The organism is Streptomyces sp. NPDC029159, from assembly GCF_055564055.1.
Genome location: NZ_JBVHWT010000007.1, coordinates 246,028 through 262,312 on the forward strand (window position 1 = coordinate 246,028; position 16,285 = coordinate 262,312).

The following is a 16,285-nucleotide window of genomic DNA, read 5'->3' on the forward strand; positions in this document are numbered from 1 at the left end:
CGGCAAAACGTACGCACCTCGGGCTCCGCACGGACGGTCCCCCGCCATCCACTTCATCTGTCACCCACGGATGCTCGCCGACCGACCCGAGGGGCGTCCAACGGTTTCGGCCCCGGTCCGCGGGCCGGCGGCCCCGGGGCCCGCGTTCCTCCGCCCCTAGATGATGCCGATCAGCAGTCCCGCGCACAGCACCACGAGGGAGGTCAGCGCGGCCCACTTCATGGTGAAGCGGGTGTGGTCGCCGAATTCGACGCGGGCCATACCGATGAGGACGAACACCGCGGGGACCAGCGGGCTGGACATGTGCAGCGGCTGTCCGACGAGGGAGGCGCGGGCGATCTCGACCGGGGCGACGCCGTGGGCGGCACCGGCCTCGGCGAGGATCGGGACGATGCCGAAGTAGAAGCCGTCGTTGGACATCAGATACGTCAGCGGGATGCTCAACACGCCGGTGACCAGGCCCATGTGGGGGCCCATCGCGTCCGGGACGTTGCCGACCAGCCAGCGGGCCATGTGCTCGACCATGCCGGTGCCGGTCAGCACGCCGGTGAAGACGGCGGCGGCGAAGACCATCCCGGAGACGTTCAGAACGTTCTCGGCGTGCGCCGCGATGCGCTCCCGCTGCAGGTGCAACTGCGGGAAGTTGACGGTGAGGGCGAGCGCCGCGCCGATCAGGAAGAGCACCGGGATCGGCAGCGTCTGGAGGATCAGCAGGGTGAGCAGCGCGACGGTGAGCGCGGCGTTGAACCAGTAGAGCTTCGGCCGCAGGGTGGCGCGGTGCGGGTCCAGGCCCCGGAAACCGTCGTCCGCGGTGTCGGCGGGGGCGTCCGTCCCGCCGGAGGCCGGTGCCGTACCCGCCGTCGCGGCGCCGCCGGTCGCGGTGCCCGCACCGGTCAGGACCTGCGCGTCCTCCTCGGCCTCCGCGGTCTCGGCCGACCGGTCCGCGGCGGCGAAGGAGAGCGCGCCGAGCCGGTTGCGCTCGCGGCGCCCGAGGACGTACGCGAGGACGAGGACGGCGGCGAGGGCCGGGATCATGGGGACGAAGATGTCGCCGGCGTCGAGCTTGAGGGCGGTGGCGGCGCGGGCCGTCGGGCCGCCCCAGGGCAGGGTGTTCATCACGCCGTTGGCGGTGGCGGCGACGCCGGTCAGGACGACCATGCTCATCTTGAGCCGCCGGTAGAGCGGGTACATCGCGGAGACCGTGATCATGAAGGTGGTGGAGCCGTCGCCGTCCAGCGAGACGATCGAGGCGAGCACCGCCGTACCGACGACGATGCGCAGCGGATCGGCCTTGCAGAACCGCAGGATGGCCCGGACGACCGGGTCGAAGAGCCCGACGTCGATCATCACGCCGAAGAAGATGATGGCGAACATCAGCATCGCGGCCGTGGGGGCCAGGTCGCCGATGCCCTTGATCACGTAATCGCCCAGGTGCGCGCCCTTCCCGACGAGGACGCAGAACAGCGCGGGGATGAGTACGAGCGCCGCCATCGGCGACACCTTCTTCATCATGATCAGCACCAGGAAGGTGGCGATCATGACAAATCCGAGGATTGTCAGCACGGGGTACCTCACGTTCGCCCTTGAACACCCGCCGGACGGCGGTCGAGGTGACGTTAGGTGGCTGAAACTCGCGTTAACAAGGTCTTGACGTGCGAGCAATACGAGCAAAACACCAGGTCACAAGGGTGAAACGGATATATGGGCCGGAGCGGGGCCGCCGCGGCCGATCCACCGGGCCCCGCACGGCGTCGGGCCGGCCCCGGCTCACCCGTCGAGATACCGGGCCAGATAGCTGCGCAGCAGCTCCTTCGTCTCGGTGACGATGCCCGGATCGCCCTCGGGGGCGACCCGGAAGGCGAGTTGGAGGAGGGAGTCGGCCGCCTCGACGCCGACGAGGAAGGCGGTGCGCAGCCGTTCGTCGGCGGCATCCAGGGCGAGGGGCGCGGCGAGCAGTCCGAGGAGGCGGTCGGCGACCGCGTGGTTGGCCTGGCGGGAGTCGCGCGGCGCCGGGACGGTGAACTCGACGAGCGCGAAGCCCGGCACCGTCCGCTTCATGGCGAGGTATTCGTCGACGACGACGTCCATCGCGCCGCGCCAGCCGCCGGGCGCGTCCGGGGCCGTCAGCCGGGCCGTGATGCGGTCGGCGTAGGCGTCGAGGTTGCGCCCGGCGAGCGCCTCGGCCATGGCGCGTTTGTGGGGGAAGAAGCGGTAGACGGAGCCGATCGGCACCCCGGCGCGTCCGGCGACGGCGCGGGTGCTCAGGCCCTCGTAACCGCCCTCCTCCAACTCCTCGGCGCAGGCGTCGAGGATGCGGGCCAGGCGCTGGGCACTGCGGCGCTGGACGGGGACGCGGCGGAGCGGGGTGGGCTGCTGCACCCCTCCATCCTGCCCGGCGAGCCGCGAGGTGACCGGAAGTCACCCGGATGGCCGCATATGGCGGCGGGCGACGGGCCGCCGGAGGTGCCAGAAGACCGGATCCGGCCACCCCGGCCGGGAGTCTCCGTTGACGCCCCTCCCCGCCAATCCTAGGGTTCCCCATAGGATTCCAGGTTTTCCTGAAACGGCGGGAGCGTGCGATGACAGACACGGGCACGGAACGGGCGGGCGCGGCGGCCGGGGAGCCGGACCTCGCGTACCTCACCGGATTCGGGAACGAACACAGCTCCGAGGCGGTGCCCGGCGCACTGCCCGAGGGCCGCAACTCCCCCCAGCGCGCACCCCTCGGCCTCTACGCCGAGCAGCTCAGCGGCTCCGCGTTCACCGAACCGCGCGCCCACAACCGCCGGTCGTGGCTCTACCGCATCCGCCCCTCGGCCGCCCATCCGCCGTACACCCGCATCGCCCGGCGCGGGGTGCGCTCCGCGCCGTTCACCGACTGCGTGCCGGACCCCAACCGGCTGCGCTGGGACCCGCTGCCCGCGCCGCAGGAGCCGACCGACTTCGTGGACGGCCTGTGGACGCTCGGCGGCAACGGCGACGCGACACAGCGCTCCGGTATGGCGGTGCATCTCTATCACGCCAACTCCTCCATGACGGACCGGGTGTTCGGCGACGCCGACGGCGAACTGCTGATCGTGCCGGAGAGCGGCGCACTGCTGCTGCACACGGAGTTCGGCGTGGTGCGCGCCGCGCCGGGCGAGGTCGCGCTGATCCCGCGCGGCGTCCGCTTCCGCGCCGTGCTGACCGGCCCGCACGCCCGCGGCTACGTCTGCGAGAACTACGGCCGCCCCTTCCAGCTCCCCGACCTCGGCCCGATCGGCGCCAACGGCCTCGCCAACGCCCGGGACTTCCGCGCCCCGGTCGCCGCGTACGAGGACACCGAGCGGCCCGTCGAGGTGATCAACAAGTTCTGCGGCAACCTCTGGAGCGCCACCTACGACCACTCGCCGCTCGACGTCGTCGCCTGGCACGGCAACCACGTCCCGTACGTCTACGACCTGCGCCGCTTCAACGTCATCGGGTCGATCAGCTACGACCACCCGGACCCGTCGATCTTCACGGTCCTCACCTCGCCGTCCGACACCCCGGGGCTGGCCGGGGTGGACTTCGTGGTCTTCGCGCCGCGCTGGCTGGTCGGCGAGGACACCTTCCGGCCGCCGTACTTCCACCGCAATGTGATGACGGAGTACATGGGCCTGATCGAGGGCGCCTACGACGCGAAGACCGGCGGGCGGGGCGGGTTCGTGCCCGGCGGCGGCTCGCTGCACAACATGATGTCGGCGCACGGACCGGACCGGGAGACGTTCGAGCGGGCCGGCGCCGCGGAGCTGGCGCCGCAGAAGATCGACGACGGTCTTGCCTTCATGTTCGAGACCCGCTGGCCGCTGACGCTGACCGATCAGGCCAAGGACGCCGACCATCTGCAGCACGGCTACGACGACGTATGGCAGGGTCTCCAGCGCCACTTCCGCCCGTGACACCGGGGAACGCCCTGTGACGACCTTCGCACCCGACTCGCTCGCGCTGAACCGCAAACTGCCCCTGTGGTACCAGGTTTCGCAGTCGCTGCGCGCCTCCATACTGGGCCGCTCCCCCGAGGCGCCGCTGCGGCTGCCGACCGAGGACGCGCTCGCCGCGCACTACGGCGTGAGCGTGCTGACCATGCGTCAGGCGCTGAAGGAGCTGGAGACGGAGGGGCTGATCAGCCGGCACCGGCGGCGCGGCACGTTCATCGAGCCGAGCGCCCGGCGCGGCGCCCCGGTGCGGCTGCTCGGTTCGGTGGACGCGATCGTGGCCCAGCAGTCCGGGATGACCTCCCGGCTGCTGGAGCACGGGCCGGTCCCCGTACCGCCGGAACTCGCGGAGTTCTTCCCCGGGTTGCGGGAGGTCGCCGGGTATGTCCGGCTGCGCAGCGACGAGGAGAGCGGCGAGCCGACCAACCACGCCCGCAACTACGTCCACCCCGAGGTCGCCGCCCGGATCGACCCGGCCGATCTGGCGCACCGGCCGATGACGAAGGTGCTGCGGGACACCATCGGCGTGCGCATCAGCCGGATCACCGACACCGTCGAGGCGCGGCTCGCCGACCCGGAGACCGCCCGGCTGCTCCGGGTGCCGCTGCTCAGTCCGATCCTGCACTACACCGGCATCACCTACGACGAGTCGGGCCGGGCGGTCGACGTCACCCACATCCACTACCGCGGCGACCGGTTCTCCTTCACCGTCACCCTGGACGCCCACTGACCCGACGCCGCTCCGGCGTCGGATGCGCTCCAGGCTGCGACCGGTGGTCCCCCGAGCAGCGCCGCAACCGGGACGCCCCGGGGCAGGGGCCGGAGTTCGCCCGCACGTCCTACGATGCCGGGGTCGGCCGAACGGTCCGGAAGGGGCTTGGTGTGACGGCGAAGCAGGACGCGCCACTGCTGTCCGATCTGCTGCCCTGGTCGGTGCCGCCGCTGCGGCCCGGCCGCGCCTGGGTCGCCGGACCCGACCCCGCGGCACTGCGCCGCCGCTGGGACGCGCTGGTCGCCGCCGGTGACGCGGCCGAACGCGCCCGGCTGCTCCGCCCCTCACGCGCCCGGACCCTGCACACCGCCGTCGGGCAGCTGCCCGGCCAGGCCACCGCGACCGGTGCGCTGGCGGACGCCGCGGGCCGCTGCCCCGAGCCGGTGCGCTACGCCCACGGCGGCCACGATCTGCGGTGGCTGCTGCCCGACCACCGGCTGCTCGACGCGGCCCGGCCGGAGCTGTGGCGGGTCGCCGACGACCGGCAGCTCTACGTCGTGGAGTGGAGCGCATCGCCGCGCGAGAACGATCCGCCGCTGCTGTGCACGGCGGTGCTGCCCGACGGACGGTCACCCTCCGGCCGCGGCGGACGGATCCGCCCGCTCCACCGCCGGCCCGGCGGCCACGAACCGAACCTCGCGCCCGGCCTGACCGCCCTGCTCGCGGAGCGGCTGGGCCGCCCGGTGGCGCCCGCCGACGTCCTGGCCTGGGCGACGACGGCGGCGCGGCCCGCCGCCGGTGGCTGCGCGGTCCCGCTGCCCGCGGACGCCGGGCTGTGGGAGCGCGGCGTGGCGCTCGGCGAGCGGCTGGTGTGGCTCCAGACCCGTGGCGCCCACGACCGCGGCGGCCCGGCGGGCGCCCGCCCCCGGCTTCCGGGTGGCCGCCGTCCGTACGTCCGCGCCCCGCTGCCGACCCGCGGACTGCCCGCGGACTGCGCGTACGACGCGGACGAGGAGGCGCTGCTGCTCGGCGCCGGGCGGATCGCCCCGGTACCGGCGGGCGCTTGGGCGTACCACGCGGACGGGATGCGGGTGCTGGAGGCGTGGTGCGCGGCGCGGTCGGCGACGGCCGCGGCGGACGAGGCGGAGCCGCTGGCGGCGCTCGGGCCGGACGGCTGGCTTCCGGAGTGGACGACGGAGCTGCTGGAGCTGGTCACCGTGCTGGCGCTGCTGGCCGAGGCGGAGCCGGAGCGCGCCGCGTTGCGCGAGGAGGCGGCGCGGGCGCCGGGGATCGGGGTGGCGGAGCTGCGGGCGGCCGGGGTGCTGCCGGTTCCGGTGCGGGCCCGGCGTCCGGCGTCCGTGCTCGACCATCAGGAGGAGGGGCCCGGCGGGCAGTTCGCGCTGCTCTGAGCCGGCGGGATGCCGGGTGCGGAGACGCAAAAACCACCCGTCACGGGCAACGGGTGGTGGGTGGCGGGGCGCCGTCCCGGACCGGGCGGGCGGGGGGCCGCCGCGCCGCACCGGGACGGCGTGGCCGCCGGGGTGCCGAGGTCAGCTGCGGGTCAGCCGTGGCCGCCGAACAGCGAACGCCGCAGCCTGCGCAGCGGCGCGAACAACGACACCCGTGCGCCGCGGCTGCGCCGCGTACGCATATGATCACGAGCCGTCAGTTCCTGCATCAGTGATGTCGCGCCCTGCGCCTCACGCTGCGGGATGGCAGGGCCGCCCAGCACCGCGAGGTGACGGTCGAGGCGCGCACTGGACGCACCGCTTTTGCAGGTGATGGCAGGGACTCGCGCCCTGCTGCGCACTGTTATCTGTTCCATGACTCTCCCCACCCGTACGAGGGCACCCGGCCCCGGGCAGGGTAACCCTATCTCTCCCCGAGGACACACGTGCAGACCGGCCATCGGTTTCACCTGCCTCGCCGTGGTGTCGTCCGACACCCTACGGAAGATCACGTACGGGGGTGCGCGGACGGCGAGTTGAACCCCCGGCAGGACGGGGCCGGGCGGGCGACGCAGCGCGGGAGGGCCCCCGATCGGGGAGCCCTCCCGTACAGCCGAGTGCGCCTCGGGTCAGGCGGCGGAGCGGAAGACCGGCAGGTAGCCGCTCGACTGGCCGGTGGCCGTGGGGTGGTACGACTCGTCGACCGGCACGGTGACACTGTGCAGCCAGGCGCTGCCGGAGCAGAGCTCGTGGCCGCTGAAGGTCGCGTTGACGTCGGCGAAGGAGAAGCCGTGGTTGGCGGCGCGCTTGGCGGTGACGCTGTTGATCTCGTCGGCGGCACCGTTTATGGCGGCGCGGGACTTGTCGGACAGCCCCGCGACGCAGCTGCCGCCGATCTTGTAGAAGTGCGGGTAGCCGAGGACCACCACATGGGCGGACGGCGCCTTCTGGGAGATCGCGCTGTAGACGCCGTCGAGCTGGCCGGGGAGCGTGTTGTCCACGTAGGAGATGGCCTTCGAGACGGCCGTCAGGCAGGCGCTCTCCCCCTGGAGGGCACAGGTGGTCATGGTGTCGGCGAAGCCGGCGTCGTTGCCGCCGATGCTGATGCTGACCAGGCCGGTCGATGAGCTCAGCGGGGCGAGCTGCCCGTTCAGCACATCGCCCGTCTTGGCGCCGGAGCAGGCGGTGAAGTCGAAGGACGAGGGCGAGTTGGCGGCCGCCCACAGCGCGGGGTAGGACTTCGTGCTGCGTTTGCAGGAGCCGCTGGCGCTGTCGTAACTGCCGGCACCGACGCCGGCGGAGTAGGAGTCACCGAGCGCCACGTAACCGGTGGCGGCCAGGGGCCGTTCGGCTGCGGTGGCGGCACTCGCGCCGGTGAGCACGAGCGCCATGGTGGCGAAGAGGGCGGACGTCGCCTTGGCAACGCGGGACAGTCTCATGGAACCTCCCTGGGGCAGGATCTCTGCCGACTTGTTAGTAGCAGGACTCGCGGGTAACCGGAAGTGCTCATGTCAAAACTCGTCGAGAGTTCACGGCAAGTGCCCCGATTTGTTGGGCGAGTTGTTCGCCCGAGGACATGACCTGCGCCACGTCAACCCCACGCGTCCCGTACGCATCGACACCCGGAAGCTGTCCGTAAAGTCCCGTCGTGCGCCCCGGGTTCCCGGCCGCCTCCGTACGCCGCCGAACGTCGCCGAACGCACCGCGGTGCCGCACCCGAGGGGTACGGCACCGCGCCCGCCGGGCACGCAGCCCGGCGACGGAGAGTCACCAGGAGGACTTGGTGACCCCGGGGAGGAATCCGGCGTGCGCCTGCTGCCGCATCCGTACGCGGGACATGCCGAACTTCCGGAGATGGCCACGGGGGCGCCCGTCGACGCTGTCGCGGTTGCGCACCCGGGTGGCGCTGGCATCGCGTGGCTGGCGGCGCAACTCGGCGACGGCGGCGGCACGTTCGGCGTCGCCGGAGGACGGCCGCCGGATGATCTCCTTCAGCTCGGCGCGGCGGGCCGCGTAGCGGGCGACGAGCGCCTTGCGCCGCTCGTTCTTCGCGATCTTGCTCTGCTTGGCCATCAGACCTTCCCTCCCCGCGCACGGATCCGCGCCACCGCCGCCTCGACGCCGATGACGTCCACCGTCTTGATCGCCCGGGCGCTGAGCGTGAGGCGGATGTGCCGCCCCTCGCTCGGCAGCCAGTAGCGCTTGCGCTGGATGTTCGGGTCGAAGCGGCGGGAGGTGCGGCGGTGCGAATGGGAGATCGCATTGCCGAAGCCGGGCCGGGCTCCGGTCAGTTGACAGTGGGCGGACATGAGAGGCATCACCTTTCCCGGGAGGGGTTGTCGATAATGAAAATCATTCCCATATAGTAGCGGCATGGCTCGCAACGAACTCCGCCCGGTCGTCAAGCTCCGCTCCACCGCCGGCACCGGCTACACCTACGTCACCCGCAAGAACCGCCGGAACGACCCCGACCGCCTCGTCCTGCGCAAGTACGACCCGGTCGCCGGCCGCCATGTCGACTTCCGCGAGGAGCGCTGAGCGCGGCCGGGCGCCCGATGCCGTGACGCCCGTCCCGGACCATCGCGCCCGCCGAAGAACCCGTCCCGACAGAACAGGCAGGACCCCTTCATGAAGCCAGGCATCCACCCCGCCTACGGCCCCGTCGTCTTCCGCGACAAGGCCGCCGGATTCGCCTTCCTCACCCGCTCCACCGCCACGTCCGACACCACCGTCGAGTGGGAGGACGGCCACACCTACCCCGTCATCGACGTCGAGATCTCCTCACGCAGCCACCCCTTCTACACAGGGCAGACGCGCGTCCTGGACACCGCCGGACGCGTCGAACGCTTCGAGCGCCGCTACGGCCGGCGGGACGAGCGCAGCGACCGGCGGGACGAGCGATGAGCGGCACCGGACGCCCGCTCCCCGTCGTTCTGGTCGGCGGGCTGCACGCCGAGGCGCGGCAGGAGGTCGTCCAGCGGCTGCTGACCGCGGTGCCGGACGCCGTCGCCCTCCACCACGACCTCGGCGCCGCGGCCGACGGGACCGTGCTGCGCACCCTCAGCGACGCCGTCGGCGAACTGTCACGCGGCACCGCACCGCTGGTCAACGACTGTGCCTGCTGTGCGCTGCGGGAGGATCTGGTCCCCGAACTCCGGCGGCTGGCCGACAGCGGGCTGCACCGGCTGGCCGTCGTGGAACTGTGGGACTCCGTGGAGCCGCGCGCGATGGCCGAGGTCGTCGCGGCCCACGGCGGGGACGGGCTGCGCCTGACCACCGTCGTCACCGCCGTCGATCCGGCACTCGTCCTGCCCGTCCTGTCCAACGGCGACGACCTCACCGAGGCGGGACTCGCCGCGGCCGCCACCGATCAGCGCACCGTCGGCGACACCTGGGCGCGCCAGCTGGAGTACGCGCCGGTCCTCGCCCTCGTCGACAGCCCGGACGCCGACGACGCGGATCACGCCCTGCTGGCCCAACTGCACCCGACGGCCCGGCACCTCCCGGCGGCGTCCGGGCCGCTGGTCCGGGCCGCACTCGGTGAGGACGGCGGGTTCGACGTGGACGCCGCTGCGGCGGCCCAACATCCGGCGTGCGCGCTGCTGCCGCAGGAGGCCGACGAGTCCGGCGTCACCACCCTGGTCTGGCGCCGCCACCGCCCCTTCCACCCGGAGCGGCTCTACGCCGCGCTGGAGGACCTGACCTGCGCCGCGGCCCGCAGCCGGGGCCGGTTCTGGCTCGCCGACCGTCCCGACGCGCTGCTGTCCTGGGAGGCCGCCGGGGGCGCCCTGTGCGTGGAGAGCGCCGGACCATGGCTCGCCTCGCTGCCGGACGCCGCCTGGGAACTGGTGCCACCGGTCCGCCGCGCGGCCGCCGCCCTGGACTGGCACCCCGAACACGGCGACCGCTGCCAGCACCTGGTCTTCACCGCCCCCGGCCTCGACCGCGACGGCCTGACCCGACTGCTCGACTCCTGCCTGCTGACGGACGCGGAGTGCGCCGGGGGCCACGCGGCCTGGAAGCGGCTTCCGGGGGCGTTCGACGAGCTGCTGGAGCCTGCTTCCTGATGCTGGGGGGCGCGGGGTGCTGAGGGGCTGGGGGCTGGGGCTGATGTGGTCGGCCGGTGGCCGGGGCCTTCGGCTCTCCCTCTGAAGGTGCCGCGGCCCCACTCCTAATCGTTCACCTGCCCCTGAACCTCGCCACGCTGCGCCTCAGCCTTCTCCCTGATCGCGATTTCCCTCCACCACCACCTCCGAAAGGTTCTGCCATGACTCGCCGTCCCGCTCCCCGCAAGGAGTCCCGGCCCCGCCCCAACCCCCTTGACCGGGCGGGTATCACGTACCTCGACTACAAGGACACCGCCCTGCTCCGGACGTTCCTCTCGGACCGCGGCAAGATCCGCAGCCGCCGGATCACCCGGGTCACCGCACAGCAGCAGCGGCAGCTGGCCCGCGCCATCAAGAACGCCCGGGAGATGGCGCTGCTGCCGTACGCGTCGCGGTAACTCGGGCCCGTGCAGCCTCACATCCGGGATCTCAGCACGTCGACCTCGCAGCCCGGCGCGAACGGGTCGAAGCCGTGCTCGATCAGCCAGCGCACCGCCAGCAGGCTCCGCAACGACCACCACGCGTGGATCACTTCGAGGTCGACGTCGGTGCCGTAGCCGGCGAGGACGTCGTCGAGGTGCTCCTCGTGTCCGAGCGTGAAGGTGGCGAGGTCGTACAGGGCATCACCCTGGCCCGCCTCGGACCAGTCGATGATGCCCGTGACCTCGCCGCCGTCGACGAAGACGTGCGCGATCTGCAGGTCGCCGTGCGTGAACGCCGGAGTCCACGGCCGCAGCGCCGCCTCGGCGACCTGGCGGTTGCGGGTGACCAGGTCGGCGGGGAGAAGGCCGTTCGCCACGAGCACCTCGCACTCGGCGTCGAGCTCCGCCGCCAGCGCGACGGCGCTCCGGCCCGCCCGGCCGGGCCGGGGCGGCAGCGGCGCATCGTGCAGCTTCCGGATGGCCGCGCCCGCCGCCGCCCACGCCGCCGACGCCCCGGTCGACGCTCCGCCCAGGCGCCCGAGCGTCGTGCCCGGGAGCGCGGCGATCGCGAGCACCGGCGGCTTGCGCCACAGGACCTCCGGGGTCGGGACCGGCGCGAGGGACATCGCCTCGACCTCGGCATCGATGCGCGCCTGATCGGCATCCACCTTCAAGAACACGTCACCGACACGCAGGGTCGCGCGCTCGGAATGGGCGACAACGACTTTGACCTCATCCATGGGCGCCCAGTATCCCCGTGGCGATCGCCGACGTCGCCTGGTTTATCGCGGGCGATGACGTGGCCGGCTGCCTCCCGATACCCGGCGGCCTCCTGCGCGACATCGGCCTCTGACCAGGTCAAGCCCATTACTTTTGCCAGGCATTCCAGGGGCCGTCCTCCTCGGGGCCGGTCGTGGTGGTTGCGGTGGATATGGCCTCGGTGGCGGGGGCGGTGGGGGCCGCGGGGCCGGCCACAGCGGGGCGGGGCCGGGCGCCGCGGCGGGAGGCCAGTGCGGAGAGTGCCGCCAGGGCGGCGGCGGTGGCCAGCACGGTCCGCAGCGCCTGGGCCGATGCGGTGGCGGAGGCCGAACCGCCGTCGGTCAGCTGGAGATAGCCGCCGCCCAGCGTCGCCACGCCGAGCGCGCCGCACAGCTGCGCATTGGTGCTGATGACGCCGGACAGGTCGGCGGCGTAGCGGTCCGGCAGGACGAACGTCATCCGGGCGATCAGGGCGTTGGAGCTGATGCCCAGGCCGAGTCCGCCGATGCCCAGCAGCAGGAAGAGCGCCGGGCCGGTGCGATGACCCGTCACGAGGTAGAGCCACACCGCGGTGTAACCGCCGGCCAGGACCGTGCACCCCACCGCGGGCATCGCCGCGGTGTACCGGGACGGCACCCGGGCCAGCAGCGGACCGGCCAGACCGAAGGCGGCGACCCAGGAAATCATGGCCGCTCCCGCGTAGGCGGGGCCGCGGCCCAGTCCTTCCTGGAGGTATACGGCGAGGACGAAGAGGAGGGCGAAGTAGGTCATTGTGGTGGCGCCGTGTGCGGCCAGGGACCAGCGGATCGCCGGTTCGCGGATCACCTCCTCGGCGATCAGCGGCCGCCCGCCCCGCGCGGCGCGGCGCCGTTGGCTGCGCCGGAACGCCGCCCCCGTCGGCACCGCGGCCACCGGACAGGCCCACATCCACCAGGGCCACTCCGCGTCGGTGCCCAGCAGCAGCGGCACGATGAGCAGCAGCACCGTGGTGGCCAGCAGCGCCATGCCGCGGACGTCGATGTCGTCCGGTGAGAGAACGGCCGTGGTGGCACCAGGACCGGAGCCGGAGGCAGTACCGGAAGCCGGTGACTCCCCGTCCGGGCCTGCGGAGTTCCCCGCGCCGGCGGGCCCGGTGCGGGCGGTCTCCGCGCCGGGGCCGGGGTCGGGCGGCATCACCCGCAGCGCCGCCCACAGGAGCAGCAGTCCGGCCGGGACGTTGACGAGGAAGATCGGGCGCCAGCCGGTGCCGAGGAGGTCGGCGGCGATCAGTACGCCGCCCAGGGCCTGGCCCGCCACGGCGCCGCCCGAGAGGGCGATGGCGTAGTACCCGAGGGCCTTGATGCGCTGCCGCCCGGTGAAGTGGAGCTGAATGCCGCTCAGGACCTGCGGCACCATCAGCGCCGCGCCCGCGCCCTGGGCGATCCGGGAGGTGATCAGCACTGCCGGGGCGAAGGCCAGGGCGCAGGCGAGGGACGCCGCGGTGAAGAGTGCCAGGCCCGCGAGGAAGATCCGGCGGTGGCCGCGGCTGCCGCCGAGCCGGGCGCCCGCGACGAGCAGGACGGCGTAGGCCACGACATAGCCGGAGACCATCAGGCCCGCCTCACCGCCCGAGGCGCCGAGGTCACTCCGGACGGCGGGGGCGGCGATGTTGACGATGGCGGTGTCGATGTTGGCCATGAACTGGGCGGCGAGGAGGACGGCGAGCAGCCGCCACCGGTGGACCACCGGACGGGCGGACCCGCCCGCTGTCCGGGGCCGGGCCGTGGTGGGGTGTTCCGGGGCGGCGCTCCCCGGGTCGGGCGGCTGGGGCCGCATGGTGGGATCCCTCCGTCCGGTGGTCAGACCGCGCTCAGGAACGGCGGCGGCCAGCTGAGGTCGTCGAGGTCGGGGACGACGAGGTCGGCGGCGTGCAGCGCCTCGGCGTCGTGGGTGGTGGTCAGGGCCACGCAGAACAGACCGGCGGCCTTGGCCGCGGCGACACCGGCGGGTGCGTCCTCGAACGCCACCGCCCGCCCGGGGTCGACGCCCAGGGCCTCGCATCCGGCGAGGAACCCTTCGGGGTGGGGCTTGCCGCGGGTCACGTCCTCGGCGGTGATCACCGTGGTGAAGAGACCGGCGCCGCCGATGTGGTCCAGCATCGCCCCGGCGTGCTCGCGCAGCCCGGAGGTGACGACCGCCATCGGAACGCCCGACCCGTGCAGCCGCCGCACCAGTTCGGCGGCGCCGCGTACGGGGTGGGGCGGGGGGATGTCCGGGTCGTCGAGATGGCCGACGGCTTCGTCGAAGAGGTCGGCGACGGTGCTGCCGGGGAACCGGTGGACGTGGTCGGCCAGCGCCTCCTGGCCGCGCCGCCCGACGAAGGTCGCCAGCAGCGCGTCGTCAGCCTCCAGCCCGTGGGCGTGGAAGAGGCGGGTCCAGGCGGCGCGGCTGCGGTGTTCGGTGGCGACCAGGGTGCCGTCGAGGTCGAAGAGGGCGGCGTGGAACGGTGCCGGGGTGGCGGAGCGGTCGGTCATCTCGGGGTGTCCTTGTCCGGTGTGTGCGGTGCGGAGTCCCGCCGTGCTCCTGCGGCTGCACGCGGGGCGGTGTGGTCTTCCGTTCGGGAAACACCGCGGGGCGCGGGTTGGTTGCATCGGCCGGGATTCCGGTCGGGGAGCACGGGCCGCGGGCCGCGTGTGACGTGGCGCCCCCGTTCCCGTCCGGCCGTCGTCCGGGGCGAATGCCGGGCAACGAGTCGTTGAAGGTGAGATCACGATCGGCTACCGCCCTGGGAACCGGAATGTTTTTCTGATCTCATGGCGTACGGCTCGAAACCACCCTTTGCCACGGCGAGTTGCCCGCCTGTGGCATGCCCGCGTGGTTCCGCGCCGCCCCCCCACTCGGTGCGCCGTCCGCGAGGTCACGGCCTTCTCCCCGTACCGCCCGGTGCGCCGTTGCTCCGAAGGGAATGGTGTGCACAAGCGCAAAACGAAACGCTGGCTCCCCGCAGCGGTCCTCGGCGGGACGCTGGCGGCAGGTGGCTTCGCGTTCCTGCCCACACTGGCGCAGGCACAGAACGACGCCCCGACCCCCTCCTTGCAGGCCGAATTCACCGCGGCCGCCAAGGAGTTCCATGTTCCGCTGCCGGTTCTGCTGGGCGTGGCCCGCCAGGAGTCCGGCTGGCAGCAGCACTCCGGCTACAACCAGACCGGCGGCTGGGGTCTGATGAACCTCACCGATGTGACGCCCCGGATGGTCTCCCGCGGCGCCGCCGGTGCCGCCGGCCGCTCCGACCTCACGTCGTTCGCCGACCACCCCGAGCTGCACACGCTGAGTTCCGCCGCCAAGCTGACCGGGATCCCGGCCGACCGGCTGCGGAACCGCTCCGCGGACAACATCCGCGGTGGCGCCGCGCTGCTCGCCTCGTACCAGAAGCAGCTGACGGGCGGCACGTCCGACGATCCGTCGCAGTGGACCGCGGCGGTGGCCAGATACAGCCGTCTGACGGACAAGAAGGCGGCCACCTCGTACGTCACCTCGGTGTTCTCCGCGATCCACTCCGGTGCGCGGCGGCAGGCGGGGAACGGCGGTGCGCTCTCCCTGGCGGCCGTGCCGTCCGCCAAGCCGGTCGCCGGGCAGTTCGCCAAGCTGCGGCTCACCGACACACCGGCGCCGCAGACCGAGTGCCCCGCGACGCTGACCTGCACGTTCGTGCCGGCTGCGGCCGCCAACGGGCAGGTCTCCGACCGCCCGGCCAACGGTGTGAAGATCACGCAGATCGTCCTCCACACCACAGAGGGCTCGTACAACAACGCCGTCGAGACGTTCCAGAAGGCGGGCGGCGCCTCGGCGCAGTACGTCATGCGGGCGTCCGACGGCGCGGTCACCCAGATGGTGCCGAACAAGGACGTCGCGTTCGGGGACGGCAACTACGACAGCAACCTCCACGCCATCCAGATCGAGCACGAGGGCTTCTCGGCACACGGCGCGGAGTGGTACACGCCGGTCGCGTACGAGAAGACCGCGGAGCTGGTGAAGTGGCTGGCGGCCAAGTACGACGTCCCGCTGGACCGGCGTCACATCCTCGGGCACGACAACATCCCCGGCCCCTCGGACGACACCCTCGCGGAGATGCACTGGGACCCGGGCAACAGCTGGGACTGGACGCGCTTCATGCGGCTGCTCGGCGCGCCCGTCGACGACGGTGAGCGGGGTGTCGGCCCGGTCGGTTCGGCGGTGACCATCACGCCGGGCTTCGACGAGAACCAGCAGACGTACACGGTCTGCCCGGCGGACGACCCGTCCGGCGAGGTGAAGGAGTGCGGGCCGCAGAGCGGGCCGTCCAGCGCCCTGTTCGTGCGCAGTGCGCCCGCCGACGACGCGCCGCTGCTGCTCGACCCGGTCGTGCACACGGGTGAGGACGCCAAGGCCGGTACCGACGCCATCGCGGACTGGAGCACCACCGTCCAGGCGGGGCAGCAGTTCGTGGTGGCGGACCGGCAGGGCGACTGGACCGCCATCTGGTTCGACGGCCAGAAGGGCTGGATCCACAACCCCGGCGGCCGTAACACCACTCCGGCCAAGGAGGTGCGGATCGTCAAGCCGGCCGGTACGGGCGCGGCGCACGTGTTCGGCACGGCGTATCCGCAGGAGTCCGAGTACCCGGCGGATGTGAAGCCGTCGAAGCAGACGCCGCTGACGGCCAAGAACTATGGGATCCGCGCAGGTCAGGCGTATGTGACCAGTGGGGAGCCGCAGGCCGCGGTGGACTACTCGCCGTCCGGCGGCAAGGTCGTGCACGGCGCGAAGCGGTACTACACCGTGCAGTTCAACCACCGGTACGTCCTGGTGGACTCCGCGGAGGTCACCGCCGCCCCCGCGGGGCGCTGACACCGCACACACCGGC

At 72.8% G+C, this 16,285-nt stretch carries 17 protein-coding genes; 8 read left to right on the forward strand and 9 right to left on the reverse strand.

The genetic code is table 11. From position 1 onward, the window contains the following. Positions 1 to 156 precede the first annotated feature (156 nt). Both ACZ4U4_RS16820 and ACZ4U4_RS16825 read right to left on the reverse strand, forming a co-directional pair. Positions 157 to 1,563, reverse strand: a complete 1,407-nt coding sequence (locus ACZ4U4_RS16820; protein ID WP_467874378.1) for a CitMHS family transporter — start codon at positions 1,561 to 1,563, stop codon at positions 157 to 159. Positions 1,564 to 1,767: 204 nt separating this feature from the next. Beyond that, entirely contained in the window at positions 1,768 to 2,379 is a 612-nt protein-coding gene (locus ACZ4U4_RS16825; RefSeq protein ID WP_467874381.1) for a TetR/AcrR family transcriptional regulator, read from the reverse strand. Positions 2,380 to 2,579: 200 nt separating this feature from the next. Here ACZ4U4_RS16825 and hmgA point away from each other — a divergent pair, with 200 nt between their 5' ends. From hmgA to ACZ4U4_RS16840, 3 genes are all read left to right on the forward strand, one after another. Beyond that, entirely contained in the window at positions 2,580 to 3,920 is a 1,341-nt protein-coding gene (gene hmgA, locus ACZ4U4_RS16830; protein ID WP_467874384.1) for a homogentisate 1,2-dioxygenase, read from the forward strand. A gap of 16 nt (positions 3,921 to 3,936) precedes the next feature. Then, on the forward strand, positions 3,937 to 4,686 hold the full coding sequence (locus ACZ4U4_RS16835) for a GntR family transcriptional regulator (protein WP_467874386.1): 750 nt from the start codon (positions 3,937 to 3,939) through the stop codon (positions 4,684 to 4,686). Between the two features lie 152 nt (positions 4,687 to 4,838). After that, positions 4,839 to 6,077: a type ISP restriction/modification enzyme gene (locus tag ACZ4U4_RS16840; RefSeq protein ID WP_467874389.1), complete on the forward strand. Its 1,239-nt coding sequence runs from the start codon at positions 4,839 to 4,841 to the stop codon at positions 6,075 to 6,077. A 152-nt stretch (positions 6,078 to 6,229) separates the two neighbouring features. Here ACZ4U4_RS16840 and ACZ4U4_RS16845 read toward each other — a convergent pair whose 3' ends face one another. From ACZ4U4_RS16845 to rpmB, 4 genes are all read right to left on the reverse strand, one after another. Continuing rightward, a complete protein-coding gene (locus tag ACZ4U4_RS16845; protein WP_078654008.1) occupies positions 6,230 to 6,493 on the reverse strand; it encodes a hypothetical protein in 264 nt (87 codons plus the stop codon). Between the two features lie 252 nt (positions 6,494 to 6,745). Continuing rightward, entirely contained in the window at positions 6,746 to 7,555 is an 810-nt protein-coding gene (locus tag ACZ4U4_RS16850; protein WP_467874391.1) for an SGNH/GDSL hydrolase family protein, read from the reverse strand. Positions 7,556 to 7,883: 328 nt separating this feature from the next. Next, a complete protein-coding gene (gene rpsN, locus ACZ4U4_RS16855) occupies positions 7,884 to 8,189 on the reverse strand; it encodes a 30S ribosomal protein S14 (RefSeq protein WP_467874394.1) in 306 nt (101 codons plus the stop codon). Further along, entirely contained in the window at positions 8,189 to 8,425 is a 237-nt protein-coding gene (gene rpmB, locus ACZ4U4_RS16860; protein WP_467874396.1) for a 50S ribosomal protein L28, read from the reverse strand. The genes rpsN and rpmB overlap by 1 nt, the downstream gene beginning before the upstream one ends. Before the next feature lie 64 nt (positions 8,426 to 8,489). Between rpmB and rpmG the strand changes: the two genes are divergently transcribed. The 4 genes from rpmG to rpsR all read left to right on the forward strand — a co-directional run bounded on the left by rpmG (position 8,490) and on the right by rpsR (position 10,620). Further along, the gene (gene rpmG, locus ACZ4U4_RS16865; RefSeq protein WP_030284084.1) at positions 8,490 to 8,654 is read left to right on the forward strand and encodes a 50S ribosomal protein L33; all 165 of its coding nucleotides are present in this window, start codon (positions 8,490 to 8,492) and stop codon (positions 8,652 to 8,654) included. A 90-nt stretch (positions 8,655 to 8,744) separates the two neighbouring features. Continuing rightward, positions 8,745 to 9,020 (forward strand): type B 50S ribosomal protein L31, encoded by a 276-nt coding sequence (locus tag ACZ4U4_RS16870; RefSeq protein ID WP_467874397.1) that lies wholly within the window; start codon positions 8,745 to 8,747, stop codon positions 9,018 to 9,020. Beyond that, positions 9,017 to 10,183: a CobW family GTP-binding protein gene (locus ACZ4U4_RS16875; protein ID WP_467874400.1), complete on the forward strand. Its 1,167-nt coding sequence runs from the start codon at positions 9,017 to 9,019 to the stop codon at positions 10,181 to 10,183. Before ACZ4U4_RS16870 ends, ACZ4U4_RS16875 begins: the two co-directional genes overlap by 4 nt. 200 nt (positions 10,184 to 10,383) lie before the next feature. Continuing rightward, positions 10,384 to 10,620, forward strand: coding sequence for a 30S ribosomal protein S18 (gene rpsR / locus ACZ4U4_RS16880; RefSeq protein WP_467874402.1), 237 nt, complete (start codon positions 10,384 to 10,386; stop codon positions 10,618 to 10,620). A 17-nt stretch (positions 10,621 to 10,637) separates the two neighbouring features. On the opposite strand, the gene ACZ4U4_RS16885 is transcribed toward rpsR, so the two are convergent. The 3 genes from ACZ4U4_RS16885 to ACZ4U4_RS16895 all read right to left on the reverse strand — a co-directional run bounded on the left by ACZ4U4_RS16885 (position 10,638) and on the right by ACZ4U4_RS16895 (position 13,916). Then, the gene (locus ACZ4U4_RS16885) at positions 10,638 to 11,384 is read right to left on the reverse strand and encodes a phosphotransferase family protein (RefSeq protein WP_467874404.1); all 747 of its coding nucleotides are present in this window, start codon (positions 11,382 to 11,384) and stop codon (positions 10,638 to 10,640) included. Between the two features lie 127 nt (positions 11,385 to 11,511). Beyond that, positions 11,512 to 13,218 carry an MFS transporter gene (locus ACZ4U4_RS16890; protein WP_467874407.1) on the reverse strand — a complete coding sequence of 569 codons (1,707 nt, stop codon included), beginning with the start codon at positions 13,216 to 13,218 and terminating at the stop codon, positions 11,512 to 11,514. A gap of 23 nt (positions 13,219 to 13,241) precedes the next feature. After that, positions 13,242 to 13,916 (reverse strand): HAD family hydrolase, encoded by a 675-nt coding sequence (locus ACZ4U4_RS16895; protein WP_467874409.1) that lies wholly within the window; start codon positions 13,914 to 13,916, stop codon positions 13,242 to 13,244. A 436-nt stretch (positions 13,917 to 14,352) separates the two neighbouring features. Between ACZ4U4_RS16895 and ACZ4U4_RS16900 the strand changes: the two genes are divergently transcribed. Continuing rightward, positions 14,353 to 16,269, forward strand: a complete 1,917-nt coding sequence (locus tag ACZ4U4_RS16900; RefSeq protein ID WP_467874412.1) for an N-acetylmuramoyl-L-alanine amidase — start codon at positions 14,353 to 14,355, stop codon at positions 16,267 to 16,269. The last annotated feature ends 16 nt before the right edge of the window (positions 16,270 to 16,285 follow it).

Excerpts from the sequence above, each read along its gene's own strand:
- ACZ4U4_RS16845 (WP_078654008.1), bottom strand. The coding sequence starts at position 6,493 with ATGGAACAGATAACAGTGCGCAGCAGGGCGCGAGTCCCTGCCATCACC.
- ACZ4U4_RS16850 (WP_467874391.1), bottom strand. The coding sequence starts at position 7,555 with ATGAGACTGTCCCGCGTTGCCAAGGCGACGTCCGCCCTCTTCGCCACC.
- ACZ4U4_RS16890 (WP_467874407.1), bottom strand. The coding sequence starts at position 13,218 with ATGCGGCCCCAGCCGCCCGACCCGGGGAGCGCCGCCCCGGAACACCCC.
- ACZ4U4_RS16870 (WP_467874397.1), top strand. The coding sequence starts at position 8,745 with ATGAAGCCAGGCATCCACCCCGCCTACGGCCCCGTCGTCTTCCGCGAC.
- rpmB (WP_467874396.1), bottom strand. The coding sequence starts at position 8,425 with ATGTCCGCCCACTGTCAACTGACCGGAGCCCGGCCCGGCTTCGGCAAT.
- rpsN (WP_467874394.1), bottom strand. The coding sequence starts at position 8,189 with ATGGCCAAGCAGAGCAAGATCGCGAAGAACGAGCGGCGCAAGGCGCTC.
- rpsR (WP_467874402.1), top strand. The coding sequence starts at position 10,384 with ATGACTCGCCGTCCCGCTCCCCGCAAGGAGTCCCGGCCCCGCCCCAAC.
- ACZ4U4_RS16895 (WP_467874409.1), bottom strand. The coding sequence starts at position 13,916 with ATGACCGACCGCTCCGCCACCCCGGCACCGTTCCACGCCGCCCTCTTC.
- ACZ4U4_RS16875 (WP_467874400.1), top strand. The coding sequence starts at position 9,017 with ATGAGCGGCACCGGACGCCCGCTCCCCGTCGTTCTGGTCGGCGGGCTG.
- hmgA (WP_467874384.1), top strand. The coding sequence starts at position 2,580 with ATGACAGACACGGGCACGGAACGGGCGGGCGCGGCGGCCGGGGAGCCG.
- rpmG (WP_030284084.1), top strand. The coding sequence starts at position 8,490 with ATGGCTCGCAACGAACTCCGCCCGGTCGTCAAGCTCCGCTCCACCGCC.
- ACZ4U4_RS16885 (WP_467874404.1), bottom strand. The coding sequence starts at position 11,384 with ATGGATGAGGTCAAAGTCGTTGTCGCCCATTCCGAGCGCGCGACCCTG.